Origin of the sequence: Xanthomonas translucens pv. cerealis (assembly GCF_006838285.1) — a bacterium.
In the GTDB taxonomy this organism is placed as follows: Bacteria; Pseudomonadota; Gammaproteobacteria; order Xanthomonadales; family Xanthomonadaceae; genus Xanthomonas_A; species Xanthomonas_A cerealis.
Map to the genome: position 1 here is coordinate 3810004 of NZ_CP038228.1, position 25943 is coordinate 3835946.

Consider the following 25943-nt stretch of genomic DNA (forward strand, 5'->3'; position numbering starts at 1 on the left):
TGAACCGCGTGTTGCGGTATCCGGACGGGAGCGATGCGACAATGCCCGCCGCCCACCCTGCGCACAGCGCCGGGCCGTTCCGTTTCCTTCTGCTGGATGCTCGATGTTCTTTCGCAACCTGACCCTGTTCCGCTTCCCCACCACCCTCGACTTCTCCGAGATCGACAAGCTCCTGCCGGAAGTGCAGCTCAAGCCGGTCGGCCCGCTGGAAATGAGTTCGCGCGGCTTCATCTCCCCGTTCGGCCGCGACGAGCGCGAAGTGCTGTCGCACCGCATCGCCGAGTTCCTGTGGCTGACCGTCGGCGGCGAAGACAAGATCCTGCCCGGCTCGGTGGTCAACGACCTGCTCGAGCGCAAGGTCGCCGAGATCGAGGAGAAGGAAGGCCGCCGGCCTGGCGGCAAGGCGCGCAAGCGGCTCAAGGACGACCTGATCCACGAACTGCTGCCGCGCGCCTTCGTCAAATCCTCGCGTACCGACGCCATGCTCGACCTGCAACACGGCTACGTCGCGGTGGACACTTCCAGCCGCAAGAGCGGCGAGAACGTGATGTCCGAGATCCGCGGCGTGCTCGGCAGCTTCCCGGCGCTGCCGCTGAACGCGGAAGTGGCGCCGCGCTCGATCCTGACCGGCTGGATCGCCGGCGAACCCTTGCCCGAAGGCCTCAGCCTGGGCGAGGAGTGCGAGATGAAGGATCCGATCGAAGGCGGCGCGGTGGTCAAGTGCCAGCACCAGGAACTGCGCTGCGACGAGATCGACAAGCACCTGGAAGCCGGCAAGCAGGTCACCAAACTGGCGCTGATCCTGGACGACCACGTCTCCTTCGTGCTCGGCGACGACCTGGTGATCCGCAAGCTGAAGTTCCTCGACGGCGCCCTGGACCAGCTGGAGAACGCCGACCAGGACGGCGTGCGCGCCGAACTGGACGCCCGCTTCGCACTGATGAGTGCCGAAGTGCGACGCCTGTTCCTGCTGCTGGAAGAGGCGTTGAAGCTAAGCAAGGCGGAGACCTGAGGCGAGGCCGGCACATCCCGGCGGATCGCGCCTGGAGCCATCGGCCCGGACCGGCACCGCAGCCGGCCCATTTCCCGGCTGCGTTCGTCGCGGCTGAAGCCGCTCCTACAGGGGCCGCTGCGTGGGCTGCCCGGATTCACTGCCGAACACTCCGGGGCGACTGTGACCGTAACGCAGCTGAAGCATGCACCACGATCGGTGCGCGCTGTCACCGCGCGCGCGCATGAGCGGTATGCTGTGCGCATGCCCGATTTCCTTCGTCGCCTGCTCGCGCCGCCCACGGCGGCCGTCGAACGCGACCTCGTCCGCCTGCGGTTGGACGAGCGCGAGATCGAGGTGCTGCGCGTGCGGGACCCGCGTGCGCGGCGGATCAAGCTCAGCGTCGACGAACGCGGCGCTCGCCTGACCCTGCCGCTGCGCGCCAGCCTGGTGGCCGGCGAGCGTTTCCTGCTCGAACATCGGCACTGGCTCGGCGAGCAGCTGGCGCGCTACCAGGACGAAGGCGACGAACCCGGCCTGCAACGCGGCGTGCCCGGCTGGCTGCCGCTGCGCGGCGAACGCCTGCCGCTGCGCTGGAGCGAGGGCCGCTATGCGCGGCTACAGGTCGATGCCGACGGCGCGGTGCTGCAGTTGCCGGCGCGCGCCACCGATGCGGCGATCGCGCGCGCGCTGCGCGAGTTCTACGAGGCGCAGGCGCGCACCGACGTCGGCCACTGGCTGCCCAAATACCTGCCCTCGCTGCCGCGCGCGCCGGCGCGGGTGCGGCTGAAGGTCATGTCCTCGCAATGGGGCTCGCTGGCGCCGGACGGTTCGATGGCGCTGGACCTGGCGCTGGTGCTGGGACGGCCGTCGGCGTTCGAGTACGTGCTGGTCCACGAGCTGTGCCATCTGCTGCAAGCCAACCACTCGCCGGCGTTCTGGCACGAAGTGGAAGCGCGGTTCCCGGCCTGGCGTGCCGAGCGCGACTATTTCCATGCGCAGGGACGGCGCCTGAAGGCGCAATTGCGGCGGCTGTTGAACTGAGTCGCGCTGCCACGCAGCGGACCATCGGCGGGTTTCGCCTCAGCGCTGCGGAAGAAACACTCCATGCGCAGCGCCCGGCAGGCCCCCTCTCCCCGCCTACCTCACACCTGGCGCGACCTCCGGCGCCAGCGAACGATACGGTCCGAACGGCGCTACGCCGGCATGTCAGGACGCCGGGATCGGGCCGCGTACGCAAGACGTATCGCGTCTATGCCTGTTTTGTCGGCAGGCGTGGCGGAAACTTAAGCGAAATTTTTTCTACACACAAGCTTCACAAGCCGTGTGTATTTGCCGCATTGAGCCGCGATCCGACCGCTCCCCCGCATGGCGCCGGCCGGCGGCTCAGAAGAAGTCGTGCAACAGCGCCGCGACCGCGGCCGGCTGCTCCATGTGCAGATGGTGGGTGCCCGGCACCACGTGCACGCGGCCGTGGCGCAGCCGCGCCGCACGCGCGTTGCGCAACGCCTCGGGGAAGTACGGCTGCGCCGGGTCGGCGTAGATCACCCGCGCCGGGCAGTCGATGCCGGCCAGCAACGCCTGCACCTGCGCCTCGCTCAGCCGGACCGCAGTGGGCAGGGTCAGGCGCCGGTCGCTGCGCCACACGTAGCCGCCCTCCACCGCCTCGACCCCGCGTTCCACCAGCAGCCGCGCCGCCGGCTCGCTGAGCTGGTTGGCCAGCATCCGCGCGCGTACCGGCGCGGCCAGGTCGGGGAAGAGGCGCAGCGGCGAGGTGTTGCCGCGGCGGGTCACGGCGACGCTGTCGCGCAGGCGTTCCAGGGTGCCTTCCACAGTCTCGGCGAGGCCGCCGAGCATCTCGATCGCGACCAGCTTCTCGATGCGCTGCGGCGCCGCCGCGGCCAGGGTGCTGGCGATCGCCGCCCCCATCGAATGGCCGATCACGGCAAAGCGCTCCCAGCCCAGCGCGTCGGCCGCGTCCAGCAGCGGATGCAGCATGCCGGTCAGCAGGTAGTCGGCGCCGGCCGGCAACGGCACGCTGTGGCCGTGGCCGGGCAGGTCCAGCATCACCAGGTCCAGCTGCGGCAGTTGCGCGCTCAGCGGCACGAAGCTGGCGGCGTTGTCCAGCCAGCCATGCACCGCCAGCATCTTGGGGCCATGCGGATCGCCGCTGCGCAACCCGGCCAGCGTGCCCACCCGCGACGGGCAGGCGAACGCGCGCAGCGTCATGCGGTGCGCGCGGCCAGTTGCGCCAGCGCGCGCGCGTGCGCCGGGGCGTCGTTGAGGCAGGGGATGTAGCGCACTTGCATGCCGCGCGCGGCGCAGGTCTCGACGAAGCCCATCGCCACTTCTTCCAGCGTTTCCAGGCAATCGGTGGCGAAACCCGGGCAGATCACATCGACCCGCTTGGTGCCCTGCTCGGCCAACTGCCACAGGCTCGGCTCCGCATACGGCTGCAGCCAGCGCTCGGCGCCGAAGCGCGACTGGTAACCGAGCCGCCATTCGTCAGCACCCAGGCCCAGCGCCGCGGCGATCGCCTGCGCGCTGGCCTCGCAGCGCTGCGGATACGGATCGCCGTTGTTGGCCACGCGCTGCGGCAGACCGTGGAAGGAGAAGAACAAGGTCTCGCCGCGGCCGTGCTGCGCCCAGTGCGCACGCACGCTGTCGGCCACCGCATCGACCCAGGCCGGGTCGGTGGGATAGTCCTCGATCAGGGTCAGCGGCAGCTGCGGATTGCGCGCCTGCCAGGCCTGCGCCACGTCCTCGATCGAGGCGGTGGTGGTGGTCGAATACTGCGGGTACAGCGGCAGCACCACGATCCGACGCACGCCGGCGTCGCGCAACGCGTCCAGTGCCGGTGCCAGCGCCGGGGTGCCGTAACGCATCGCCCAGGCCACACGGTGGCCGGGCAGTTCGCGCTGCATGCCTTCGGCCAGGCGCCGGGTGTACACCGCCAGCGGCGAGCCTTCCGGCAACCACACCAGCGCGTATTTCTCCGCCGAACGCGGCGAGCGCCGCGGCAGGATCACCCAGTTCAGCAGCGGCCACCAGAACAGCTTGGGGATGGCGACCACGCGTTTGTCGCCGAGGAATTCGGCCAGGTAGCGGGCGACCGCAGGCGCGGTCGGCGCGTCGGGCGTGCCTAGGTTCACCACCAGCACGGCGGTATCGGGGGTATCGATCATGCGTGCATTGTGGCAGAGGCGCCCGCCACGCGCGTGGCGATGGTGTCGATCGCAACGATCGCCAGTGCGCATGACGGCCGCGCGCGCTCATTGCCGATTCATTGCGCTGTGACTAAATTCAAGGACTTGCAGTATTTTGCTGCGGACCTATTTCGGAAGCTCGCCATGCCCCGCCTGCCGCGCCTCGCGCTGTTGTTGAGTACCACACTGTTCGTCGGCCACGCCGTGGCCGGCCCGGAAGAAGACGAGCGCGCCCGCAACGCGCTGCGCGTGCTGACCGACATCCAGCAGATCCCGGAGCAATCCATCCCCGACAAGCTGCTCGACGAGGGCCGCGCGATCGTGGTGATCCCGGACACGCTCAAGGCCGGCCTGGTCATCGGCGGCCGCCGCGGCCACGGCCTGATGTCGGTCAAGCGCCCCGACGGCACCTGGTCCAACCCGGTGTTCGTCAAGCTCACCGGCGGCAGCATCGGCTTCCAGGTCGGCGTGCAGTCCTCCGACGTGGTACTGGTGTTCCGCAACGACCGCAGCCTGGACAACATCGTCAACGGCAAGTTCACCCTCGGCGCCGATGCCGGCGTCGCCGCCGGCCCGGTCGGGCGCAACGCTTCCGCCGCCACCGACGGCCAGCTCAAGGCCGAGATCTGGTCGTGGTCGCGCGCGCGCGGCCTGTTCGCCGGCGTGGCGCTGGACGGCGCGGCACTGCAGATCGACGATGCCGCCGATCTCAACGTATACGGCAGCAACACTACCCCGCGCATGATCTTCGAAGGACGCACCACCGGCCTGCCGTCCAGCGACGTGGTCGCCTTCCGCGACAAGCTTGAGGAAGCCACCTACGCGGCGCGGCAGAACCGCGGCACCGCCAGCGCACCGCCGACGCCGCGCCCGCAAGCGTCGGCGCAAGCCGCAGCGCCAGCGGTCGCCGAACCCGCCGCCGCCGACGGCACCAGCACCGCGCCCTTGCAGGCCCCGCCGCAGAAGCCGGCGCAGCAGGGCTTCCAGCCGGTGTCCGAAGGCGAGATCCGCACCGAGTCGCTGGACGGCAACCACTAGAATCGGCGGCACCGCGTGCAGCACTGAACGCACCGCGGCGCGGTGCGTTATCCTCGTTGTTCCTTACGACTTCTCTGCGAGCGGATCATGGGCGGTTTTAGCATCTGGCACTGGCTTGTGGTGCTGGTGATCGTGCTGCTGGTGTTCGGCACCAAGCGACTGACCAGCGGCGCCAAGGATCTGGGCAGTGCGGTCAAGGAATTCAAGAAAGGCATGCGCGACGAGGACAAACCCGCCGGCCAGCTCGGCGACGAGTCGCGCAGCAGCGAACAGTCCCGCCAGACCCAGGCCGAACGCGACCGCGACCCGCGCTGAATAGGAAGCCGCCGGCGTGTTCGATATCGGATTCAGCGAACTGCTGCTGATCGCAGTGGTGGCACTGGTGGTGCTCGGCCCGGAACGCCTGCCCAAGGCCGCGCGCTTCGCCGGCCTGTGGGTGCGCCGCGCGCGCGCGCAGTGGGATTCGGTGAAACAGGAACTGGAGCGCGAACTGGAAGCCGAGGAGCTCAAGCGCAGCCTGCAGGACGTGCAGGCCTCGCTGCGCCAGGCCGAATCGCAGCTGCGCGACAGCGGCCAGCAGCTGCGGCGCGACACCGACGCGCTGCGCCGCGAGATCGACCCGACCGGGCCGGAACCGCTCGCCGACGCGGCGCCTGCCGCCATCGAATCGCCAGCACAGGCGGCACCAGCGGCGGAACCGGCACCGGCAACGCATGCGCACGTACCAGCCGACGCAACGTCATCCGCCGCACACCCGGCCCCCGCAACGCCGGCGCCTGGCAGCGCACCGCCCAGCGCCGATCCTGAGCCGCCGCGATGAATCCGGAAGCCGAAAGCAGCCTGATCGAGCATCTGGTCGAACTGCGCGCGCGCCTGGTGCGCGCGTTGGCTGGTCTTGGCGTGGTGGTGCTGGCGCTGCTGCCCTTCTCCAAGCGCATCTACACCTGGCTGGCTGCGCCGATGCTGGCGCAGCTGCCGATCGGGCAGAGCGTGATCGCCACCCACCCGGCAGGCGCGGTGTTCGCCCCACTCAAGCTGACCTTCTTCGTGGGCGTGTTCATCGCCGTGCCGTGGCTGCTGTACCAGGCATGGGCGTTCGTCGCCCCGGGCCTGTACCAGCGCGAGAAGCGCCTGGCGCTGCCGCTGCTGGCCTCGGCGGTGCTGCTGTTCTACGTGGGCTGCGCCTTCGCCTATTTCCTGGTGCTGCCGGCGGTGTTCCACTTCCTGACCACGTTCAAGCCCGACATCATCCAGCTCACCCCCGACGCCGGCGCCTATCTGGATTTCGTGCTGGCGATCTTCTTCGCCTTCGGCGCCAGCTTCGAGCTGCCGGTGGCGCTGGTGATCCTGGCCCTGCTCGGCTGGGTCACCCCGCAGCAGCTGCGCGAAGGCCGCGGCTATGCGGTGGTCGGCATCTTCGTGCTGGCCGCGGTGCTGACCCCGCCGGATGTGGTCTCGCAGCTGATGCTGGCGATCCCGATGTGCCTGCTGTACGAGATCGGCATCATCGCCGCCAGTGCGGTGACCAAGAAGCCGGAAATCGAGGCCAGGGAATAGGCAACGGGAACGGCGTGGTGCGCCGGGGCCGAAACCCTTCCGCAGCAGCAGGCACCGCCAGTGCCGCCGCAGCCACCGGATCGCGCCCGCACATCGCGCAACACAGAAGCGGCCCCGAAGGGCCGCCTGCTGTTGCTGTCACCGACGTTCCCGATTCCCAGCCTCAAGCCACAAACACATTCGACGGCGGCGGCGGCACCGCCGGCGCGGCATCGCCGCCGTGCACGAACATCTGCTTCCACGCCGCGTACACCGCGCCGGCCAGGGTCGGCATCGCCAGCGCCATCAGCAGCAATTGCGCGATCAAGGCGGCGATGGTCGGCCCGGCCAGCGCCTGCACCAGCAGCACCACCAGCGCCAGCAAGAAATACAGCGCGAACATGGCGATGAAGGCGAGCACGAAGAACACCAGCATCGCCGGCGCGTTGTGCAGGCAGGCGCGCAGGCTATTGCGCATCGCCGCCAGGCCGTTGCGGCCGTCGAACATCACCTGCGGGGCGAGCACGAACAGGGTCAGCGTCACCGCCACGAAGCCGACTAACACCAGCAGCAGCCACAGCAGGATGCGCATGGCCGGCAGCGCGGCCACCAGTTGCTCGACCTGCGCCGGATCCGGCTGGGCGCTGGACTGGCCGAGCTCGTTGAGCTTGTTCATCACCGTACCCAGCTGCTCCCAGCCGCTCTGCCCAACCACCACCAGCGCCAGCGCGCCCAGTGCCAGGCCGACCAGCACCTGCGGCAGCAGCGCCACCAGCAGGCGCGGCGCGCGGCCGTCGTGCAGGCCCTGCAGCAGGTGCGCCGGCTGCGCGGTGCGGCCCTGGTCCACCTCGCGCACCGCCCACACCAGCCCGCCGAACAGCAGCGGCCCGGCCAGGCCCAGCAGCAATTGCGCGAGCATGCCCAGGGTCGGACTCAGTGCGCCCAGCAGCAGCGCCAGCAGCGCCGCCAGGCCCCAGATCACACCCAGCAGGCCCAACGCCAGCGGCGCGCGGCGCAGCAGCGCAATCCCGCTCAACAGCCATTCCGCGCCGGCCGAAGCCGGCAGCTTGCGAATCTCGATCATTGCCAATCCGAAGTGGGGGACGCCGTACAGCGCGGCGCGTGTACAGATTATCGCGGTTTTGCCTGGCCGCCGGCGGTTTGCTGGCCGCGCGCGTGCTGAACGAAGCGCCGCAACAGCTTGCGCGCCAGCGGCGCGGCGCTGACCTCGCGGGCGATGGTACGGGCACAGCGTCCAGCGCTGCGTAGACACTCGGCGCGGGCGTGCACGTAGCCGCGCATGTGGTGGGTGGCGAATTCCGGGTGGAACTGCACGCCCCAGGCGGCCTCGCCCCAGCGGAAGGCATGGCACTGGTCCTGCGCCGAGCGCGCCAGCACGGTGGCCCCGGCCGGCGCGCGCAGCACCGTCTGCAGGTGCGTGGCGTGGGCCGGGAAGCGTTCGGGCAGGCAGGCGAACAGCGGATCGTCGAACGCCGGCGGGTGCAGATCGATGTGCACGGTGCCCGATTCGCGCCCGGCCGGGTTGTAAGCCACTTCCCCGCCCAGCGCATGCGCCAGCAGCTGGTGGCCGTAGCAGATGCCCAGCAGCGGGGTGCCGGCGTGGGCGGCCTCGCGCAGCCAGTCGGCCGAGCGCTCGCTCCACTCGGCGCGGTCGGTGACGAAGGCGGCCGAGCCGGTGACGATGATTCCGGCGAAGCCGTCGCGCGCCGGCAACGCGGCGCCGCCGGCGACATCGGCCACCACCGTGTCGCGCGCGGCCAGGCCGGCGGCGACGCGGATCCAGTGCGGAAAGCGCCCGTAGCGCCGCATCGTCGCCACCGGCTCGCCGGTTTCGAGGATCAGGAAGGGCGCAGGCGTCATCGGCGGGTGGCAACTCGGTTGGGGGGTAGCCCGATTGTAGTCAGACCGTCGCGGCTTTTTCCAAGCCGGCGGCGCACTGCGCCACGATCGCGCGTCGCAATTCAGCTGCACGACAGTCGTTTGCGGCCGCCGGCCAGCGAACCCGGCATGCGTGACCGGCCCGCACGCTGGCGCTTGGCGTGCCCGGTGCGACGACGGCGTCGGTGCGCCAGCGCGCGCCTCACTCGCGCGGCGGCAGCACCGACAGCACTTCCTCGATGGTGGTCAGGCCGGCGGCCACCTTTTCCAGCCCGGCGCGGCGCAGGCTGCGCACGCCCTCGGCCTGCGCGGCGCGGCTGAAGCCGGCCAAGTCCATGTCGGCGCGGATCAGCGTGCGCAGGCGCGGCGTCACCGGCAGCAGTTCGTACAGGCCGACACGGCCCAGGTAGCCGGTGCGGCGGCATTCCAGGCAGCCGACCGGGGCGTGCGTGTGCAGCGCCTGCGGCAGCGCTTCGCCCGGCACGCGCAGCGCGTCCCATTCGAGGTCGCTGAGCGTGTGCGGGCGCTTGCAGTGGCTGCACAGCGTGCGCACCAGGCGCTGCGCCAGCACGCCGTTGAGGGTGGAGGCGACCAGGTAGTGCGGCACGCCCAGATCGAGCAGGCGGGTGATCGCCGAGGGCGCGTCGTTGGTGTGCAGGGTGGACAGCACCAGGTGCCCGGTCAGCGAGGCCTGCACCGCCATCTGCGCGGTTTCCAGGTCGCGGATCTCGCCGATCATGATGATGTCCGGGTCCTGCCGCAGCAGGGTGCGCACGCCGCTGGCGAAGTCCAGGTCGATGTTGGTCTGCACCTGCATCTGGTTGAACTCCGGCGCGATCATCTCGATCGGGTCCTCGACGCTGCACACGTTCACATCCGGTGTGGCCAGGCGCTTGAGCGTGGAATACAGCGTAGTGGTCTTGCCCGAGCCGGTGGGGCCGGTGACCAGCACGATGCCGTGCGGGCGCTCGACCAGCGCTGCCCAGCCGGCCGCTTCCTGCGCGCTGAAGCCGAGCTGGTCCACGCTCTTGAACGCCGCGTCCGGGTCGAAGATGCGCATCACGCACTTCTCGCCGAACGCGGTGGGCATGGTGGACAGGCGCATCTCGGTCTCGCGCCCGCCCGGCGAGCGGGTCTTGATGCGCCCGTCCTGCGGGCGCCGGCGCTCGGCCAGGTCCATGCGCCCGAGCACCTTGATCCGGCTGACGATGGCGGTCATCACCGCCGGCGGCACTTCCAGCACCTTGTGCAACACGCCATCGATGCGGAAGCGCATGCGCCCGGCCTCGCGCCGCGGCTCCAGGTGGATGTCGCTGGCGCGCTGCTCATAGGCGTACTGCAGCAGCCAGTCGACGATGTGCACGATGTGGTGGTCGTCGGCGTTGACGTCGCCGCCGCGGCCCAGTTCCACCAGCTGCTCGAAGCTGGGCAGGCCGCTGCTCTGCTCGTTGCGCCCGTCCTTGGCGCCGCGCACCGAGCGGGTCACACCGAAGAATTCCATCGTGTAGCGGTGCAGGTCCAGCGGGTTGACCACCGCGATCTCGATCCGGCGCCGCGCCAGGTGCTGCACGTCGGCCAGCCAGTCCAGCGCCAGCGGCTCGCTGGTCGCCACCAGCAGGCGTTCGCCGTCCAGCGCCAGCGGCAGGATGCGGTGGCGGCGCGCGTAGGCATGCGAGACCACGGCGGTGACCGCGGCCACGTCGACCCGGGTCGGATCGATGCGCAGGTAGCGCAGGCCGCAGCGCTGCGCCAGCCATTCGGTCAGCCGCTCCAGGCCCAGCTCACTGCCCGGCGGACGGGTCGCGGCCAGCTTCAGGTTGGACAGCAGCACCAGCGGATGCACGTCGCTGACGGTGCGCGCGGACTGCGCCGAGAACTGCATGCGGCCGCGCTCGGCCGGCGCGACCAGGCCGTCGGCGAGCAGCGCCGCGGCCACCGGCGCGACACTCAGCCGCCCGGCCGGCAGCGACACGGCGGCGGGTACAGGCACGGCGGGCGGCTGCGCGGCAGGTCGCGAATCCATGGTCAGGTCCGGTGCGCGGAAGTCCCCGCAAGTCGGTCGCTATACTAGCGCACCCCCTTTGCCGGCCTTTGTTGCATGCCCGTCTCCCGGTCCGTTCCGATCACGTTCCAGGGTCTGATCCAGACCCTCAACCAGTTCTGGGCGCAGCACGGCTGCGTGCTGATCCAACCGCTGGACCTGGAAGTGGGCGCCGGCACCTTCCACCCGGCCACGTTCCTGCGCGCGCTCGGCCCCGAGCCGTGGAACGCGGCCTACGTGCAGCCATGCCGCCGCCCCACCGACGGCCGCTACGGCGAGAACCCGAACCGCTTGCAACGCTACTACCAGTACCAGGTGGCGATGAAGCCGAACCCGGACAATATCCAGCAGCTGTACCTGGACTCGTTGCAGGCGCTGGGCATCGACCCGTTGGTGCACGACCTGCGCTTCGTCGAGGACAATTGGGAATCGCCCACGCTCGGCGCCTGGGGCCTGGGCTGGGAGGTATGGCTCAACGGCATGGAGGTCACCCAGTTCACCTACTTCCAGCAGGCCGGCGGCCTGGAGTGCAAGCCGGTGCTGGGCGAGATCACCTACGGCCTGGAGCGGTTGTGCATGTACCTGCAGAACTGCGACAACGTCTACGACCTGGTATGGACCTATGGCCCGGACGGGGCGCCGGTGACCTACGGCGACGTCTACCACCAGAACGAGGTGGAACAGAGCGCGTACAACTTCGAGCACGCCGACGTGGCTGAGCTGTTCCACCGCTTCGACGCCTGCGAGCGCGAGGCGCAGCGCCTGGTCGAGCTCGGCCTGCCGCTGCCGGCCTACGAGCAGGTGACCAAGGCCAGCCACGCCTTCAACCTGCTCGACGCGCGCCGCGCGATCTCGGTGACCGAACGCCAGCGCTACATCCTGCGCGTGCGCGCGCTGGCGCAGGCGGTGGCCAAGGCCTACCACACGCAACGCGAGAAGCTGGGCTTCCCCGGCGTGAAGCGCTGAAGCCTTCGTAGCCCCTCTCCCATCGGGAGAGGGGTTGGGGTGAGGGTACGGGGCGAAGCCCTGCAGACCTGAACTTCCAAAGGCTCCGCCGTACCCTCATCCGCCCCTTCGGGGCACCTTCTCCCGCAGGGAGAAGGGAACCGCTAGCAAGGTCTGACACATGAGCGCACTACATCCCCTGCTGATCGAACTGGGTACCGAGGAACTGCCGGTCAAGGCGCTGCCGGGCCTGGCGCAGGCCTTGTTCGACGGCGTGATCGCCGGGCTGGAGAAGCGCGGCATCGCGGTCGAACGCGGCGACGCCAAGCCGCTGTCCACCCCGCGCCGGCTGGCGGTGCTGCTGCCGGGCGTGGCCGCCGAACAGCCGGAGCAGCGCTCGGAAGTGCTCGGCCCGTATCTCAACATCGCGCTGGACGCCGATGGCCAGCCGACCAAGGCGTTGGCCGGTTTCGCCGCCAAGGCCGGCATCGACTGGACCGCGCTGGAGCGCACCAGCGACGCCAAGGGCGAGCGTTTCGTGCACCGCGCAGTGACTCCGGGCGCGCAGACCGCCGCACTGCTGCCGGAGATCTTGCGCGAGGCGATCGCGGCGATGCCGATCCCCAAGCCGATGCGCTGGGGCGACCACGACTACGGCTTCGCGCGGCCGGTGCACTGGCTGGTGCTGCTGTTCGGCAGCGCCGTGGTGCCGGTGCAGCTGTTCGGCGTGCAAGCCGACCGGGTCAGCCGCGGCCACCGCTTCCTGCACGACGCGCCGGTCGTGCTGGCCCACCCCGGCGACTACGTGGCCGCGCTGCAAGCGGCGCAGGTGCTGGTGGATCCGGATGCGCGCCGCGCGCGCATCGTCGCCGAGGTCGAGCAGGCTGCGCGTCAGGCCGGCGGCAGCGCGCGCATCTCCGACGACAACCTGGAGCAGGTAGTGAACCTGGTCGAATGGCCGTCGGCGGTGCTGTGCCGCTTCGAGCCGGCGTTCCTGGCGGTGCCGCAGGAAGCGTTGATCGAGACGATGGAGAGCAACCAGAAATTCTTCCCGGTGCTCGACGACGGCGGCAAGCTGACCGAGCACTTCATCGGCATCGCCAACATCGTCTCGCGCGACGTGGCCGAAGTGGCCAAGGGCTACGAGCGGGTAATCCGGCCGCGCTTCGCCGACGCCAAGTTCTTTTTCGACGAGGACCTCAAGCAGGGCCTGGTCGCGATGGGCGAAGGCTTGGCCAGCGTGACCTACCAGGCCAGGCTCGGCAGCATCGCCGACAAGGTGCGGCGCGTGGCCGCGCTGGCCGAGGCGATCGCGCCGCTGGTCGGCGTGGACGCCGCACAGGCGCGGCGCGCCGCCGAGTTGAGCAAGAACGACCTGCAGTCGCGCATGGTCAACGAATTTCCCGAACTGCAGGGCATCGCCGGGCGCCACTACGCCAAGGCCGCCGGCGAGCCGGGCGAGATCGCGCTGGCGATCGACGAGGCCTACCAGCCGCGCTTCGCCGGCGACGACATCGCGCTGTCGCCGCTGGGCAAGGTGCTGGCCATCGCCGAGCGCCTGGACACCCTGGCCGGCGGGTTTGCCGCGGGGCTGAAGCCGACCGGCAACAAGGACCCGTTCGCGCTGCGGCGCAATGCGCTGGGGTTGGCGCGGACGGTGATCGAGAGTGGGTTTGATGTGGATGTGCGCGGTCTGCTTGACCAGGCACTGGATGCTGTTGCGTTTGCAAAGACCCAACAAAAGGACAAGCAGGCTGAAAAAGCAGCCGCAACAGCACGCGCTTCGGGCGCGGATGCCAATGCTGTTCCGAACATTGGTGGCACCACGCTTGCTGAGCTTCAGGAAATCTTCGACTTCATCCTCGACCGCCTGCGCGGCTACTACGCCGACAAGGGCGTGCCGGCGACGCACTTCAATGCGGTGGCGGCACTGTTCTCGGTCGGGGCTGAAGGAACCGCAGCTTCTGTAGGAGCGGCTTCAGCCGCGACCGCCACCCACGGATCGCTCTACGACTTCGACCGCCGCATCGAGGCAATCGGCATCTTCGCCACCCTGCCGGAGGCCGAGGCGCTGGCCGCGGCCAACAAGCGCATCCGCAACATCCTGCGCAAGGCCGAGGGCGCGATTCCGGCACAGATCGACCCGACCCTGCTGCGCGAGCCGGCCGAAAGCGCGCTGGCCGAGACGGTGGAAGCGGCGATCGTGGAGACCGGCGGTGCGCTGCGCCAGCACGACTACGTCGCCGTGCTGAACGTCCTGGCGCGGCTGCGGCCGCAGGTGGATGCATTCTTCGACGGGGTGATGGTCAACGTCGAGGACCCGGCGCTGCGCGGCAACCGCCTGGCCCTGCTCAAGCGCCTGGGCGACCGCCTCGGCAGCGTCGCGGCAATCGAGCATTTGTCGTCGTAAGTCGCGCGGAGGCTGCGAAAGCAGCCTCTGGTTTTTCTGTGGGAGCGACTCGGGGTGGCCGTGGGCCATCAGTCGCGACGAACGAAGCCAGCAGTCCCACAGCCAGGTGAAACCGCGTCGGGACTGAAGTCCCTCCCACAGTGCACCCGGCTGGCATGCACAAGCACCTGTTTTTTAGCCCCTCTCCCCCCGGGAGAGGGGTTGGGGTGAGGGTACCTCGGCGCGACATCAGCCTGGCGTGCTCGCACTTCTCAGGCTGCGCCCGTACCCTCATCCGGCCCTGCGGGCCACCTTCTCCCGATGGGAGAAGGAACCACCGTGGTCCCGATGGGAGAAGGGAACTCCAGCACATGTGCGCACTACACCCCAGTACCCGCGGCGCGGCGCACAACCGCCGTTACGAATCCCCAATCCCACCTCAATCAAACAATGCCTGGATCGCCGCCAGCCCGGCATTGGCGCGCTCCTTCTTGCGCTCGGCGTCGGCCACCGGATCGGCGCCGTCGCGCTGCATTTCCTCGGCCGGGATCTCGGCGAAGAAGCGGCTGGGCTTGAGCCGGATATGCTCGCCGAATTTGCGGGTCAGCTTGCTGTAGCTCATCCACAACTGTTCCTTGGCGCGGGTAATGCCCACGTACAGCAGGCGCCGCTCTTCCTGCAGGTTGCCCTCCTCCAGACTGACCTCGTGCGGCAGCACGCCGTCCTCGCAGCCGACGATGAACACGTAGCGGAACTCCAGGCCCTTGGACGCGTGCATGGTCATCATCCGCACCTGATTGCCGCCGTCGTCCTTGTCGTTGCGCGACAGCAGCGCCAGCTGCGCGGCCAGGTCGCCGACAGTGGCGCCGCGCGGGCCGCCCTCGAACCATTTGGCCAGTTCTTCCAGGTTGCCGCGGCGGCGCTGGAAGGTGGCTTCGTCCTTGCACTGGCTGCGCAGTTCGCGGATCAGCCCCGACTGCTCGGCAAGCTGGCGCACCACGTCGGCCGAGGACAGGGTCAGCGAGGCAGTGCGCAACTCCTGCAGCGTATCGACGAAATCGCTCAGGCCGTTGGCCGCGCGCGGCGGCAACTGCTGCAGCGCGCCCATCGACTCGGCCGCGCGCGACATCGGCAGATGCTTGGCCGAGGCCAGTTCCGCCAGCTTGGCCAGCGAGGTCGCGCCGACCTCGCGCTTGGGCGCCTGCACCGCGCGCAGGAACGCGGCATCGTCGTCGGGATTGACCAGCAGCCGCAGCCACGACAGCACGTCCTTCACTTCCTGCCGTTCCAGGAACGCGGTGCCGCCGGTGATGTGGTACGGCACGCCGGCGATCTGCAAGGCCTTTTCCAGCGGCCGCGACTGGAAATTGCCGCGGAACAGGATGCAGAAATCGCTCCACGGCACCTGCTTGGCGGTGCCCAGGTAGGCGATCTCGGCGGCGACCTTCTCCGCCTCGTGCTCGCTGTCGCGGCATTCCCACACGCGGATGCGCTCGCCGTCGGCCTGGTCGCTCCACAGGGTCTTCAGGTGCTCGTGCGGGTTGTGCGCGATCAGCGCATTGGCCGCGCGCAGCACGCGGTTGGAGCAGCGGTAGTTCTGCTCCAGCTTGACGATCTGCAGCGCCGGATAGTCGTGCCCCATCTGCATCAGGTTTTCCGGATTGGCGCCACGCCAGGCGTAGATGCTCTGGTCGTCGTCGCCCACGCAGGTGAAGTTGCCGCGCGGGCCGGCCAGCATCTTCAGCAGCCGGTACTGCGCGTCGTTGGTGTCCTGGCTCTCGTCCACCAGCAGGTAGCCAATGCGCTCGCGCCAGGCCATGACGATGTCCTCGTTCTCCTCCAACACCTGCACCGGCAGGCGAATCAGGTCGTCGAAGTCCACAGCATTGAACGTGCTCAGCCGCACCTGGTAGCGCTCGTACAGGCTGGCCGCTTCCTGCTCGCGGTTGCTGCGCGCCGCGGCCATCGCCTGCTCCGGCGACAGCCCGGCGTTCTTGGCGCGCGAGATCAGGTTCTTGGCGTCGTCGATCGCATCGGGCTTGGCGCCGTGCATCAGGTCCTTGATCTGCGCGGCGGCATCGTCGGCGTCGAAGATCGAGAAGCCGCGCTTGAGCCCGACCGCGGCGTGCTCGATCTGCAGGAATTTCAGCCCCAGCGCGTGGAAGGTGCAGATGGTCAGGCCATCGGCGGCATCGCCGCGGATGCGCTTGGCTACGCGCTCGCGCATTTCCTTGGCCGACTTGTTGGTGAAGGTGATCGCGGCGATGCGCTTGGCCGGATAGCGGCCAGTGGCGATCAGGTGCGCGATCTTTTCCACGATCACGCGGGTCTTGCCGCTGCCGGCGCCGGCCAGCACCAGCAACGGGCCTTCGCAATGCAGCACCGCAGCGCGTTGGGGGGGATTGAGACCGTGCATGAAGACTTCCCTGGGCCGCGCATTGTAACGGGCGCCGGCCGGCGCCGATGTCGGTGCGGGCGCGCCGGCGCTGAACGGATTTTCCTGGCGCTTCCGGTCTACGGCGCAGCCGGTCGCCGCGCTAGAATCGGGCCATGGCGAAACTGTATTTCTATTATTCGGCGATGAACGCCGGCAAGACCACCACGCTGCTGCAATCGGCGCACAACTATCGCGAGCGCGGCATGCGCACCGCGATCCTGACACCGCAGCTGGATCACCGCGACGGCAGCGGCGTGGTCGCCTCGCGCATCGGCCTGCGCGCGCACGGCAATACCTTCGCGGCGGACACCGACCTGCTGACGCTGCTGCTGGACGCCATCGCCCGCGACGGCGCACTGCATTGCGTGCTGGTGGACGAGGCGCAGTTCCTCAGCCGCGCGCAGGTCTGGCAGCTCAGCGAGGTGGTGGACCGGCTGCGCATCCCGGTGCTGTGCTACGGCCTGCGCACCGATTTCCGCGGCGAACTGTTCGAAGGCAGCCAGTACCTGCTGGCCTGGGCCGACGAGCTGCAGGAAATCAAGACCATCTGCCACACCGGCAGCAAGGCGACGATGACCGTGCGCGTGGACGCGGACGGCCACGCCATGCAGGACGGCCCGCAGGTGGAGATCGGCGGCAATGAGCGCTACGTGTCGGTGAGCCGCGCCGAGTTCAAGAAGATCATGCGCGGCGAAGGCCGCATCGACCCGTTGCAGATTGCGCTGCCGCTGTAGCGCACTGTGCAGTCGGGTTGCCGCAAGCAGGTTTCGCCCGGTCCGCGTTGGCCTTGGCCGCGTGCGTAGGCCACACCCGCCGCGAGCGCGATGCAGCACTGATCTGGTGCGGACAGCCGCCGCGTCAGCACGGCGACGGGGCGCGACCATGAATGGCGATTGACGGCGCCTGCGCGGCATCCGCCGCATAGGCCATTCGTCTATGGATCGCCGCCATAGCGCGCGTCTAAACTCTGCGGCGATCGTACTCATGGGAAGAGAGACATGCATCAGTTCAAGGAATATGGCGCCGCCGGCCGCGCGGCGCTGCTCATTGCGGTTGCGCTGGCGCTGCCCGGCCCGGCCACCGCCGACAACGCCCGTACCTTCGACGACATTCCGGCGCAAGTGATGACCGACGGGTTCCTCGAAGCGCACCTGGACCTGTTCTATCGGCGCGCCGGTATCCGCGCCGATAAGAAGGGCGAGTTCGCCGAGGCCAGGAAGCACTACCAGCTCGCCGCGCGCTATGCCGACAAGCCGTCGCAGGCGCGGCTGGGCGAAATGTATTGGGAAGGCCAAAGCGTGGCGCAGGATCGCGCGATGGGTTTCCTGTGGATGGCGCTGGCCTCCGAGCGCGGCTACGACGCCTTCACCACGCGCAAGATGGACTACTGGAACCAGCTGACGCCCGAAGAGCGGCAGCGCGCGATCAAGCAGGACAAGAAGATGCTGGCCGAGTACGGCGACCAGGTGGCCAAGCCGCGCCAGGAAGCGGTATTGCGCCGCGAAGCGGCGCGCAGCACCGGCAGCATGCTCGGCCACTCCGGCGCTTCCAGCGTGCAGATCAACGGCCCGCGCGGCGGCAGCATCGATCCGGAAGTGTTCTACGCAAAGCAATTCTGGGAACCGGCGGCGTACTGGAAGCTGCAGGACCGGGTCTGGGACGGGCGCACGCCGGGCCGCGTGGATATCGGCGATGTCGAGGACATCAGCCAGGAGAGCGCGCCGAAGCCGCGGGAGCCGGCCAAACCATGAGTGCGCCGCAGCGCGCGATGCCGGACACGTCGCGCGTCGGGGCTGAAGTCCCTCCCACAGTGCGCCAGGCGCGTTGGCCGCGAGCCTTGTAATGGCGGCTTCAGCCGCGACAAACGAAGTCGGGCACTACTGCACGCGGCGAGACGCTGCCGCGCATAACGCGGCAGCGCCGGCCACGCTCAATACAGTTTGCGCTCGGCCGGCGGCGGCGGCGTCCACTGGTACAGCCAGGTTTCGGTCAGCGGCCTGCCGCCGGCGCGCAGGAACAGGCGGATGTCGATCTGCTGGGTGCCATCGTCCGGCGGCACCACGTCGAACATCGCGCGGTAGCCGGAGAGTTCGTGCAGCGGCCGCGCCGAGACGATCTCGGTGCTGCCGCGGCTCAGCTGCAGCACCGCCTCGACCTTGGCATCCTTGTCCTTGCCGAGCCTGGCCAGCTCGCCGCCGACGAAGTCCACCGCGAAGCGCCAGGAGAAATGGCTGCGCTTCTGCCCGACCACGCCGCCCAGGCCGGTGCGCGTGGCCACGCACTGCGCCAGCGGCGAGGACGCCGGCGGCTGCGCGCCCCAGTACAGGCGATAGCCGAACAGCAGTTCCTGCCCAGGCTGCGGCTTGTCCTGCGGATTCCAGAACGCGACGATGTTGTCGAAGGTCTCGTCGACGGTGGGAATCTCCACCAGTTGCACCGAACCCTTGCCCCAGCCCTGCTTCGGTTCCACCCACAGGCACGGGCGCTTCTCGTAGTACACGCCGTCGTCGTGGTAGTGGTCGAAATTGCGGTCGCGCTGCAGCAGGCCGAAGCCGCGCGGGTTCTCGTCGACGAACATGTTGAAGCGCAGCTGCGGTGGGTTGCACAGCGGCCGCCAGATCCATTCGCCGCCGCCGGTCCACATCGCCAGGCCGTCGGTATCGTGGATCTCCGGGCGCCAGTCCCAGTCCATGCGGCGGTCGTTCTCGCCAACCTGGTACATGCTGGTGCACGGCCCCAAGCCCAGCCGCTCGATGGTCTTGCGCGGATACAGCGCGCTGTCGATGTCCATCAGCAGCACGTCGCCGTTGGTGATCGCGAAGCGGTAGGCGCCGGCCACGCTCGGCGAGTCCAGCAGCGCGTACACCACCACGGTGTCCGAGCCGGCCTTGGGCTGCTCCAGCCAGTAGGCGATGAAATCCGGGAATTCCTCCGGCCCGCCGGTGCCGGTATCGATCGCCAGGCCGCGCGCGGACTGGCCGTACTGGCCTTCCTTGCCCACCGCGCGGAAATAGCTGGCACCCAGGAACGCGGCGAAGTCGCGGTCGGTGTCCTGCTTGGTGTTGAGGCGGAAGCCGGCGAAGCCCAGCTCCTGGGGCAGGTGCTTGCCCTGCAGGCCGCTCTTGCCGTAATCGAACGCGGCGCCGTCGTAGGCCAGTTCCTGCGCCTGCCCGTCGACCAGGTCGAACATGTGCACCGGCGACTTGAAGTACAGGCCCAGGTGGAAGAACTTGGCCTGGAACTTCGAAGCGTTGTCCACCGCCCACAACGCGTGATCCTGGCGGTAGCGGATCGACTGGTATTGGTCCCAGTTCAACGATTCCAGCGGTCCCGGCAGCACCCGCTTGTGGCTCTGGTAGGGCGCCTGGGCCATGGCCCGGGCATGGCCCTTGAGCCAGGCGTAATCGAAGGGCTGCGGCTTGCCCAGCCGGCGCAGGCCGACCGCGGGCGCGGCCTGGCCGAGCATCGGCATCGCGGGCAAGCCCATGGCGGCGAAGGCGGCGGCGGCGTTCTTGAGAAAATCGCGTCGTTGCATGGGCCGGATCGAAGCGGAAAGGGCCTCCATCATAGACAAGCTGCGTTAAACGCGGGAGCTAGGGCGTGGCGCAGGCGCCCGCCGGCGCCGCGGCGTGCCGGCACAGGACGCTGCGCTGCTGCGCCGGGTCGTCGCCGCCGGCGTAATCCAGCAACGTCCATTGCTCCTCGGCCTGCATGGTCTGGCCCGGCGCCGGGGTCCGGTACGGCGCGTGCGCTTCGATTTCCAGCAGGCCGCCGCCCGGATCGGAAGCCAGCGCATCTAGATAGATCCTGCATCGCCGGCGCGCGCACAGTTTCGCGCTGGGCCTCGCATACCTGCCCAACGCCATGCCCGCGGCGCCAAACAGCGCGGCGACGACCAGGCTGCCGGAACAGCAGGCTCCAGCGGTGCAGCTGCAGGTATTTGGCCAGGCCTCGCGAGCGCGCCTGGAACGGCCGGCCCGGCAGGTAAGTGGGCCAACGCCTCGGCTGAGGAATAACGCGGCGCCAGCGGTTTCTGCGGCGCCTTGAGCAGGATGTTGTCGAGGTCGCCGCGCAGCTGTTCTGGTGCGGCGTCGTGCAGGATGAACGCGCACGCTTCTGTGCGCGGATGCAGATCGGCCGCAGCGTCGACCTCGGTGTCGAGCAACTTGGCGATGCGGACGTCGAGCGCCTGCAGCCAGCCTGCCACCCCTCGCGGTCGCCCCAGCGCGCGGCATCCAGCCCCCAGGCGATCTCGGGGGCGGGCTCTGCCACGGCGGTCTCTCCTCCGGCCGGGAGTCGCGCGGACGATAGCGCGCGCCGGTGGTCAGCGGCGGCCGTCCGTCAGCGCTGGCAGCTCCCGCACCAGACGCTGGCGCGCTGGCCGATGCTGGCGTGGCGCAGCGGCCGCCCACAGCGTTTGCAGGCCTCGCCCTCACGGCCGTAGACCGCCAGCTCCTGCTCGAAATAACCGGGTGCCCCGTCCGGGCTGATGAAGTCGCGCAAGGTCGTGCCGCCACGGGCGATGGCATAGCCGAGAATCGCCTTGGCCGCCTCGGCCAAGCGCGCATAGCGTGTCCGCGAGACCTCCCCGGCCTCGCGCAGCGGACTGATTCCTGCCTGGAACAGACTTTCGGCGGCATAGATGTTCCCGACTCCGACCACGACGCGTTGGTCCATCAGGAACGTCTTGACCGGCGCACTGCGGCCACGACTGCGCCGGAACAGATGATCGCCGTCGAAATCGTCCGACAGCGGCTCCGGCCCCAGCTCCTCGAGCAGCGGGTGGACCTGGCCCGGCGCCTGCCACAGCAGGCAACCGAAGCGGCGCGGATCGTTGAAGCGCAGCACGCGCCCGTCTTCCAGGCTGACATCGACGTGATCGTGCGCCCGCAGCGGCGTGTCCCCGGGCAACACCCGCAGGCTGCCGGACATGCCCAGGTGCAGCAGCGCGCTGCCGGCGTCGGTGTCCATCAGCAGGTATTTGGCGCGGCGGCGGATGCCATCGATGCGCTGCCCCGGCAGCTGCTGCGCCACCTCCGGCGGGATCGGCCAGCGCAGGTCCGGCCGCCGCAGGATCACGCCGTGGATGCGCCGCCCCAGCAGATGCGGTTCCAGGCCGCGCCGGGTTGTTTCTACTTCGGGGAGTTCGGGCATGAGCGGGGTGCGGGAGTGCGGTGGCGTGCGATCGACAAGCTTAGCCGGTGGAATCCGACGTTGTCGCCACAACCTACAGCGCTATTGGAAACCGGAAGTGGGCAGCAGCCATCCACGCTTGGTCGTTCCTGGTTTTGCGTTTTTTACTGCGGAGGCGCGGCCAACTCCCTGGCGCTCAGGTACCCATCGCCATTGCTGTCCTGCTTGCGGAAGCGGGCGGCCAAGGTGGCCTGGTGCTGCGTACGGCTGATCGGCTTGCCACGGCCGCCAGGCAGTTCCGCTGCGCTGAGCGCGCCGTCGTGGTCGAGGTCGCGGGCGTCGAAAGCGTAGCTCATCCAGGCCAGATATTCGTCCAGGCTGATGCGGCCGTCGCTGTCGCGGTCCATCCGTTGTAAATAACTCCCGGTGGTATCGACGACCTGCGCGACGACAGCGCCCGCCGCGCCAAGCAACGCGGCCAGCAGGACGAGTGCTGCCATGAACGACGAACGCCGCACGAGGCGGCGTTCGCGTAGCGGCTGCGGGAAGCCATGACTCATGCCAACGCGTAGCCCTTCAACCGCGCGGCGTAAGCCTGCAGGGCGGCGATGCCGCTGGACTCGGCGTCGTGGCACCAGGCCTGCAGTTGCTTCAGGCGTTCGCTGGCGTCGTGGCTGCGCGCTTCCAGCAGGGCGGCCAGGCGGGCACGGTGTTCGACCAGGGTGCGCATGCGCGGGCGCTGCGCGACCCAGTGCTGCAGCTGTTCGCGCGCATCGGGCTTGAGCCAGCGGCCGTCGTCGACCAAGCCCTTGCGCAGGCGCCCCGGCAGCAGCTGGCGCAGCTTGGCGCCGGCCTGCGCGGCCTCTTCCTTCAGCGCCGGGGTGAACACATTGCGCTGGTAGTCGGTCATCGCCTGGAAGCGGTGCGAGAGCAACGCGCGCAGGGTGTCGGCATCGGGCACGGCGATGTTGGGGCGCACGTCCAGGGTCGGCGCCACGCGCAGGATCCTGGCCAGGCGCAGCACGGCCAGCGCGCGGATCGCGACCCAGCCGATGTCCAGTTCCCAGCGCCGCATCGAGAAGCGCGCCGAGCTGGGGAAGGCGTGGTGATTGTTGTGCAGCTCTTCGCCGCCGATCCACAACGCCCACGGGGTCAGATTGGTCGAGGTGTCGGCCGATTCGAAGTTGCGGTAGCCCCACCAGTGGCCCAGGCCGTTGACCACGCCGGCGGCCCAGAACGGGATCCAGGCCATCTGCAGCGCCCACAGCGCGATGCCAGGCAGGCCGAACAGCAGGAAGTTGAAGGCGAACAAGGCGATCGGCCCCCAGTTCGCGTGCGCGGTGTACAGGCGGCGCTCGATCCAGTCGTTGGGGGCGCCCTTGCCGTACTGCTCGATGTCGCCGCGCATGGCGCGCGCTTCGCGGTACAGCTCCACGCCGCGCCAGAACACGCGGCCGATGCCCTTGGTCTGCGGGCTGTGCGGATCCTCCTCGGTCTCCACCTTGGCGTGGTGCTTGCGATGGATCGCCACCCATTCCTTGGTGATCATTGAGGTGGTGAACCAGGTCCAGAAGCGGAAGAAGTGCGACAGCAGCGGATGGAAATCGACACCGCGATGCGCCTGGCTGCGGTGCAGGTACAAGGTCACCGCGAAGATGGTCAGCTGGGTGAACACCAGCAGCACCGCCAGCATGCCCCACCAGCCGACGTCGAGCAGGCCGGTGCTGAGGAAGTCGAGGATCGCGTCGGACATTGCCAGAACTCCAGGCAGGTGAAGGCGTGCGCCAGGTTGGTATGGAAGACATGATGGGGGCAGTGGCGGCAAACTTCACCCATCGCCTGCGTACGGTATTCAGCCGCTGCGCGCTCTTGATCTCAGAACGGTGTCACTTCCATGTCCGTCGCCATCCCCGATGCAACTCCCATGCCGGCCGCCGCGCCGCTGATCGAACTGGACCGCGCCAGCCTGGTGCGCGGCCAGGTGCGCGTGCTGCACGAACTCAGCCTGCGCATCGCGCTCGGCCAGCACACCGCGATCCTCGGCCCGAACGGCTGCGGCAAGTCCTCGTTCATCAAGCTGATCACGCGCGAGCTGTATCCGCTCGCTCGCGCCGGCGAAGCCGCGCCGGTGCGAGTGCTGGGACAGAGCCGCTGGCAGGTGGACCGGCTGCGCAGCCAGCTGGGCATCGTCAGCGGCGACCTCAGCGTCAATCTCGCCGACATGCCCGGGCTGGATGTGGAGAGCGCGGTGCTGTCCGGCTTCTTCGCTAGCTACGTGGTGCCGCCGCATCGCGAGGTGAGCCAGGCGATGCGCGACCGCGCGCGCGAAGCGCTGCAGCTGGCGCATGCGTTGCCGCTGCTGCAGCGGCCGTATGCAGAACTGTCGGCCGGCGAGACCCGGCGCGTGCTGATCGCCCGTGCGCTGGTCAACCGGCCGCAGGCGCTGCTGCTGGACGAACCCGGCACCGGGCTGGACCTGATCGCGCGCCAGCACCTGCTGGCGACGATGCGCGGCCTCGCCGGCCAGGGCATCACCCTGGTGCTGGTGACCCACCACATCGAGGAGATCGTGCCGGAGATCGAGCGGGTGATCCTGCTGCGCGGCGGCCACGTGTATGCCGATGGCAGGCGCGAGGAACTGCTGGCCGATGCGCCGTTGTCGGCGGTGTTCGGCGGCCCGGTACGGGTACGCCGCGACGGCACGACCTATAGCGCGAGCGTGGCCGAGCTGGAGTGAATCGTGGGCGGACAGGCCTGCAGCGGCCGCGCGGACCCGACCTCGCTCAATGCGCCAGCGGGCGATGGATCTCGGCGACGTAGCCGCGGGAATTCCACCACCGCGCTGCGCCGTTCTTGCGCGGCGAACGGGCGCCAGCAGCGGCAGCACCGCGTGCGCGACCATGCCTTCGCGCTGCAGGTCGCGCAGGGTCTGGGCGGCATGCGCTGCGCGACATCGATCGCCGCCCTGGCGCCCTGAGCGGCACAACACGCGCTAGCCTTGCCGATGAGCATCATGGCGGTAGCCGCGGGCCTGGTTCGAGCGGCACGGAGATGCGTGGCGAACCAAACCAGACACCAACATCATGAGCGAATGAATACCAGTACTACGAATTTGCGGCCATCGACCGGCCATTAACCCGTACCGAAATGGCCGAGCTGCGCGCGGTGTCCACCCGCGCCGTCATCACGCCCAGCGGCTTCACCAACCACTACGACTGGGGCGACCTCAAGGCCGACCCCGCCGAATGGATGCGGCGCTACTTCGATGCCTTCGTCTATTGGGCAAACTGGCACACCTGTCGGCTGTCGCTGCGATTGCCAAAAGCCGCGTTCCGCAAGACCGAGTGCAACCGCGCGACGCTCTCGATCCAGTCCAGCAACACGCATTGGGTGCTGCACTGGACCCTCGCCGAAAGCGAAGACGACGACCGTTTTGCCATGGACGATGGCCACGGCTGGATGCGGCGACTGATTCCGCTGCGCGATGAGTTGTTGCGTGGCGACATGCGACCGCTTTACCTAGGCTGGCTAGCCGGTATCGACACGCTGCGGGAAGACGCACTGGAGCCGGAACTTCTGCCTGGGATGGCGGAACTGTCGCCCGCACAGCAGGCGTTGGCCGAATTCCTGGAGGTCGATCCGGATCTGTTGGAAGCTGCCCGCAGCGGTAGTGCTGCGTCCGCGCCATCGCCTGGGGACGAAGCGCAGCGCATCGCTGCCTGGTTGGATCGATGGCAGCCCGATGCGATGAAGGACGTACTCAGGCGCATCGTGCTGGGACAGGGGCAGGACGCGGAGCGGCAGGTAAAATCACACTATGCTGCCTGGCTGAAGGCACGGCGTCCGGCATCCTCGGGTTCTCCCCGACGCCGCGTGGCCGAGTTGTGCGAACTGGCCGGGTCGTTGGCCTCGGTCCGCCGGGAGCGAGAGGCCAAAGCACATGGGAAGCACGAAGCCCAGCGCCGCAAGCAGCGCGAAGCCAAGCTACGCCAGTTGATGACCGATCCGGGAAAACTCTGGAAAGCGGCCCACGCCCACGCCACGCGTGGCGGTGCGTCCGGCTACGCGCAAGCGGTGTCTGCGCTGGCCGAGCTTGCCGAAGGTTATGCAATGCTCTGCAGCCGCGACGCCTTCGACCGGGATCTGCGGCGCTTTCTCGCTCCCCATGCCAAACGTGCGGCCCTGCTGCGCCGTTTGGCCGACGCCAGTCTATGGTCGGAATAAACGACGACGGCGACCCACCGCGACGAACGCGTACGCGGTGATGCCGAGAACACCCGCGTGGTCGGCCCAGCTGCAAACGCATGACGTGGCAGGGCGAACGCCCG

At 69.0% G+C, this 25943-nt stretch carries 23 protein-coding genes; 12 read left to right on the forward strand and 11 right to left on the reverse strand.

Translation table 11 applies throughout. The features are described from left to right. The first annotated feature begins 103 nt into the window (after nt 1-103). The gene (locus E4A48_RS16835; RefSeq protein WP_039008583.1) at nt 104-1012 is read left to right on the forward strand and encodes a recombination-associated protein RdgC; all 909 of its coding nucleotides are present in this window, start codon (nt 104-106) and stop codon (nt 1010-1012) included. Between the two features lie 243 nt (nt 1013-1255). After that, nucleotides 1256-2035, forward strand: coding sequence for a M48 family metallopeptidase (locus E4A48_RS16840; protein ID WP_039008585.1), 780 nt, complete (start codon nt 1256-1258; stop codon nt 2033-2035). 342 nt (nt 2036-2377) lie between these two features. Here E4A48_RS16840 and E4A48_RS16845 read toward each other — a convergent pair whose 3' ends face one another. Then, nucleotides 2378-3220 (reverse strand): alpha/beta fold hydrolase, encoded by an 843-nt coding sequence (locus tag E4A48_RS16845; protein ID WP_039008587.1) that lies wholly within the window; start codon nt 3218-3220, stop codon nt 2378-2380. Next, a complete protein-coding gene (gene hemH, locus E4A48_RS16850) occupies nt 3217-4176 on the reverse strand; it encodes a ferrochelatase (RefSeq protein ID WP_039008589.1) in 960 nt (319 codons plus the stop codon). The genes E4A48_RS16845 and hemH overlap by 4 nt, the downstream gene beginning before the upstream one ends. Nucleotides 4177-4341: 165 nt before the next feature. Here hemH and E4A48_RS16855 point away from each other — a divergent pair, with 165 nt between their 5' ends. The 4 genes from E4A48_RS16855 (at nt 4342) to tatC (ending at nt 6792) form a co-directional block, all read left to right on the forward strand. Then, nucleotides 4342-5235, forward strand: coding sequence for a lipid-binding SYLF domain-containing protein (locus E4A48_RS16855; protein WP_039008590.1), 894 nt, complete (start codon nt 4342-4344; stop codon nt 5233-5235). A gap of 87 nt (nt 5236-5322) precedes the next feature. Further along, entirely contained in the window at nt 5323-5550 is a 228-nt protein-coding gene (gene tatA / locus E4A48_RS16860) for a Sec-independent protein translocase subunit TatA (RefSeq protein ID WP_039008592.1), read from the forward strand. A 16-nt stretch (nt 5551-5566) separates the two neighbouring features. Further along, nucleotides 5567-6055 carry a Sec-independent protein translocase protein TatB gene (gene tatB, locus E4A48_RS16865; protein WP_142742830.1) on the forward strand — a complete coding sequence of 163 codons (489 nt, stop codon included), beginning with the start codon at nt 5567-5569 and terminating at the stop codon, nt 6053-6055. Beyond that, on the forward strand, nt 6052-6792 hold the full coding sequence (gene tatC / locus E4A48_RS16870; RefSeq protein ID WP_039008594.1) for a twin-arginine translocase subunit TatC: 741 nt from the start codon (nt 6052-6054) through the stop codon (nt 6790-6792). The genes tatB and tatC overlap by 4 nt, the downstream gene beginning before the upstream one ends. A 163-nt stretch (nt 6793-6955) precedes the next feature. On the opposite strand, the gene E4A48_RS16875 is transcribed toward tatC, so the two are convergent. The 3 genes from E4A48_RS16875 to E4A48_RS16885 form a co-directional block, all read right to left on the reverse strand. After that, entirely contained in the window at nt 6956-7855 is a 900-nt protein-coding gene (locus E4A48_RS16875) for a BPSS1780 family membrane protein (RefSeq protein WP_142742831.1), read from the reverse strand. A 47-nt stretch (nt 7856-7902) separates the two neighbouring features. Beyond that, nucleotides 7903-8652 carry a glutamine amidotransferase gene (locus E4A48_RS16880; RefSeq protein ID WP_039008597.1) on the reverse strand — a complete coding sequence of 250 codons (750 nt, stop codon included), beginning with the start codon at nt 8650-8652 and terminating at the stop codon, nt 7903-7905. Nucleotides 8653-8872: 220 nt separating this feature from the next. Next, complete coding sequence (locus E4A48_RS16885) at nt 8873-10693, reverse strand: GspE/PulE family protein (protein WP_039008599.1); 1821 nt, start codon at nt 10691-10693, stop codon at nt 8873-8875. A 75-nt stretch (nt 10694-10768) separates the two neighbouring features. On the opposite strand from E4A48_RS16885, the gene glyQ reads away from it, so the two are divergent. Both glyQ and glyS read left to right on the forward strand, forming a co-directional pair. Continuing rightward, nucleotides 10769-11677, forward strand: a complete 909-nt coding sequence (gene glyQ / locus E4A48_RS16890) for a glycine--tRNA ligase subunit alpha (protein ID WP_142742832.1) — start codon at nt 10769-10771, stop codon at nt 11675-11677. 160 nt (nt 11678-11837) lie between these two features. Next, nucleotides 11838-14066, forward strand: a complete 2229-nt coding sequence (glyS, locus tag E4A48_RS16895) for a glycine--tRNA ligase subunit beta (protein ID WP_142742833.1) — start codon at nt 11838-11840, stop codon at nt 14064-14066. Between the two features lie 418 nt (nt 14067-14484). Here the strand turns inward: glyS and rep are convergent, their stop codons facing one another. Continuing rightward, a complete protein-coding gene (rep, locus tag E4A48_RS16900; RefSeq protein ID WP_142742834.1) occupies nt 14485-16461 on the reverse strand; it encodes a DNA helicase Rep in 1977 nt (658 codons plus the stop codon). A 134-nt stretch (nt 16462-16595) separates the two neighbouring features. Here rep and E4A48_RS16905 point away from each other — a divergent pair, with 134 nt between their 5' ends. Together E4A48_RS16905 and E4A48_RS16910 are read left to right on the forward strand one after the other, a co-directional pair. Next, entirely contained in the window at nt 16596-17216 is a 621-nt protein-coding gene (locus tag E4A48_RS16905) for a thymidine kinase (RefSeq protein WP_039008605.1), read from the forward strand. A gap of 264 nt (nt 17217-17480) precedes the next feature. Further along, complete coding sequence (locus E4A48_RS16910; protein ID WP_039008607.1) at nt 17481-18233, forward strand: Sel1 repeat protein; 753 nt, start codon at nt 17481-17483, stop codon at nt 18231-18233. 179 nt (nt 18234-18412) lie between these two features. Here the strand turns inward: E4A48_RS16910 and E4A48_RS16915 are convergent, their stop codons facing one another. From E4A48_RS16915 to E4A48_RS16935, 5 genes are all read right to left on the reverse strand, one after another. After that, entirely contained in the window at nt 18413-20017 is a 1605-nt protein-coding gene (locus tag E4A48_RS16915) for a glucan biosynthesis protein (protein WP_142742835.1), read from the reverse strand. 58 nt (nt 20018-20075) lie between these two features. Further along, entirely contained in the window at nt 20076-20348 is a 273-nt protein-coding gene (locus tag E4A48_RS16920; RefSeq protein WP_058196518.1) for a DUF4380 domain-containing protein, read from the reverse strand. A gap of 475 nt (nt 20349-20823) precedes the next feature. Beyond that, nucleotides 20824-21636 carry a bifunctional DNA-formamidopyrimidine glycosylase/DNA-(apurinic or apyrimidinic site) lyase gene (gene mutM / locus E4A48_RS16925; protein WP_039008613.1) on the reverse strand — a complete coding sequence of 271 codons (813 nt, stop codon included), beginning with the start codon at nt 21634-21636 and terminating at the stop codon, nt 20824-20826. Between the two features lie 143 nt (nt 21637-21779). Continuing rightward, nucleotides 21780-22115 carry an EF-hand domain-containing protein gene (locus E4A48_RS16930; RefSeq protein WP_230812629.1) on the reverse strand — a complete coding sequence of 112 codons (336 nt, stop codon included), beginning with the start codon at nt 22113-22115 and terminating at the stop codon, nt 21780-21782. A 56-nt stretch (nt 22116-22171) separates the two neighbouring features. Further along, nucleotides 22172-23368, reverse strand: coding sequence for a DesA family fatty acid desaturase (locus tag E4A48_RS16935; protein ID WP_039008618.1), 1197 nt, complete (start codon nt 23366-23368; stop codon nt 22172-22174). A 141-nt stretch (nt 23369-23509) separates the two neighbouring features. On the opposite strand from E4A48_RS16935, the gene E4A48_RS16940 reads away from it, so the two are divergent. Both E4A48_RS16940 and E4A48_RS16945 read left to right on the forward strand, forming a co-directional pair. Beyond that, nucleotides 23510-24352 (forward strand): ABC transporter ATP-binding protein, encoded by an 843-nt coding sequence (locus tag E4A48_RS16940; RefSeq protein ID WP_185910671.1) that lies wholly within the window; start codon nt 23510-23512, stop codon nt 24350-24352. Between the two features lie 410 nt (nt 24353-24762). Beyond that, complete coding sequence (locus E4A48_RS16945; RefSeq protein ID WP_142742836.1) at nt 24763-25839, forward strand: hypothetical protein; 1077 nt, start codon at nt 24763-24765, stop codon at nt 25837-25839. The last annotated feature ends 104 nt before the right edge of the window (nt 25840-25943 follow it).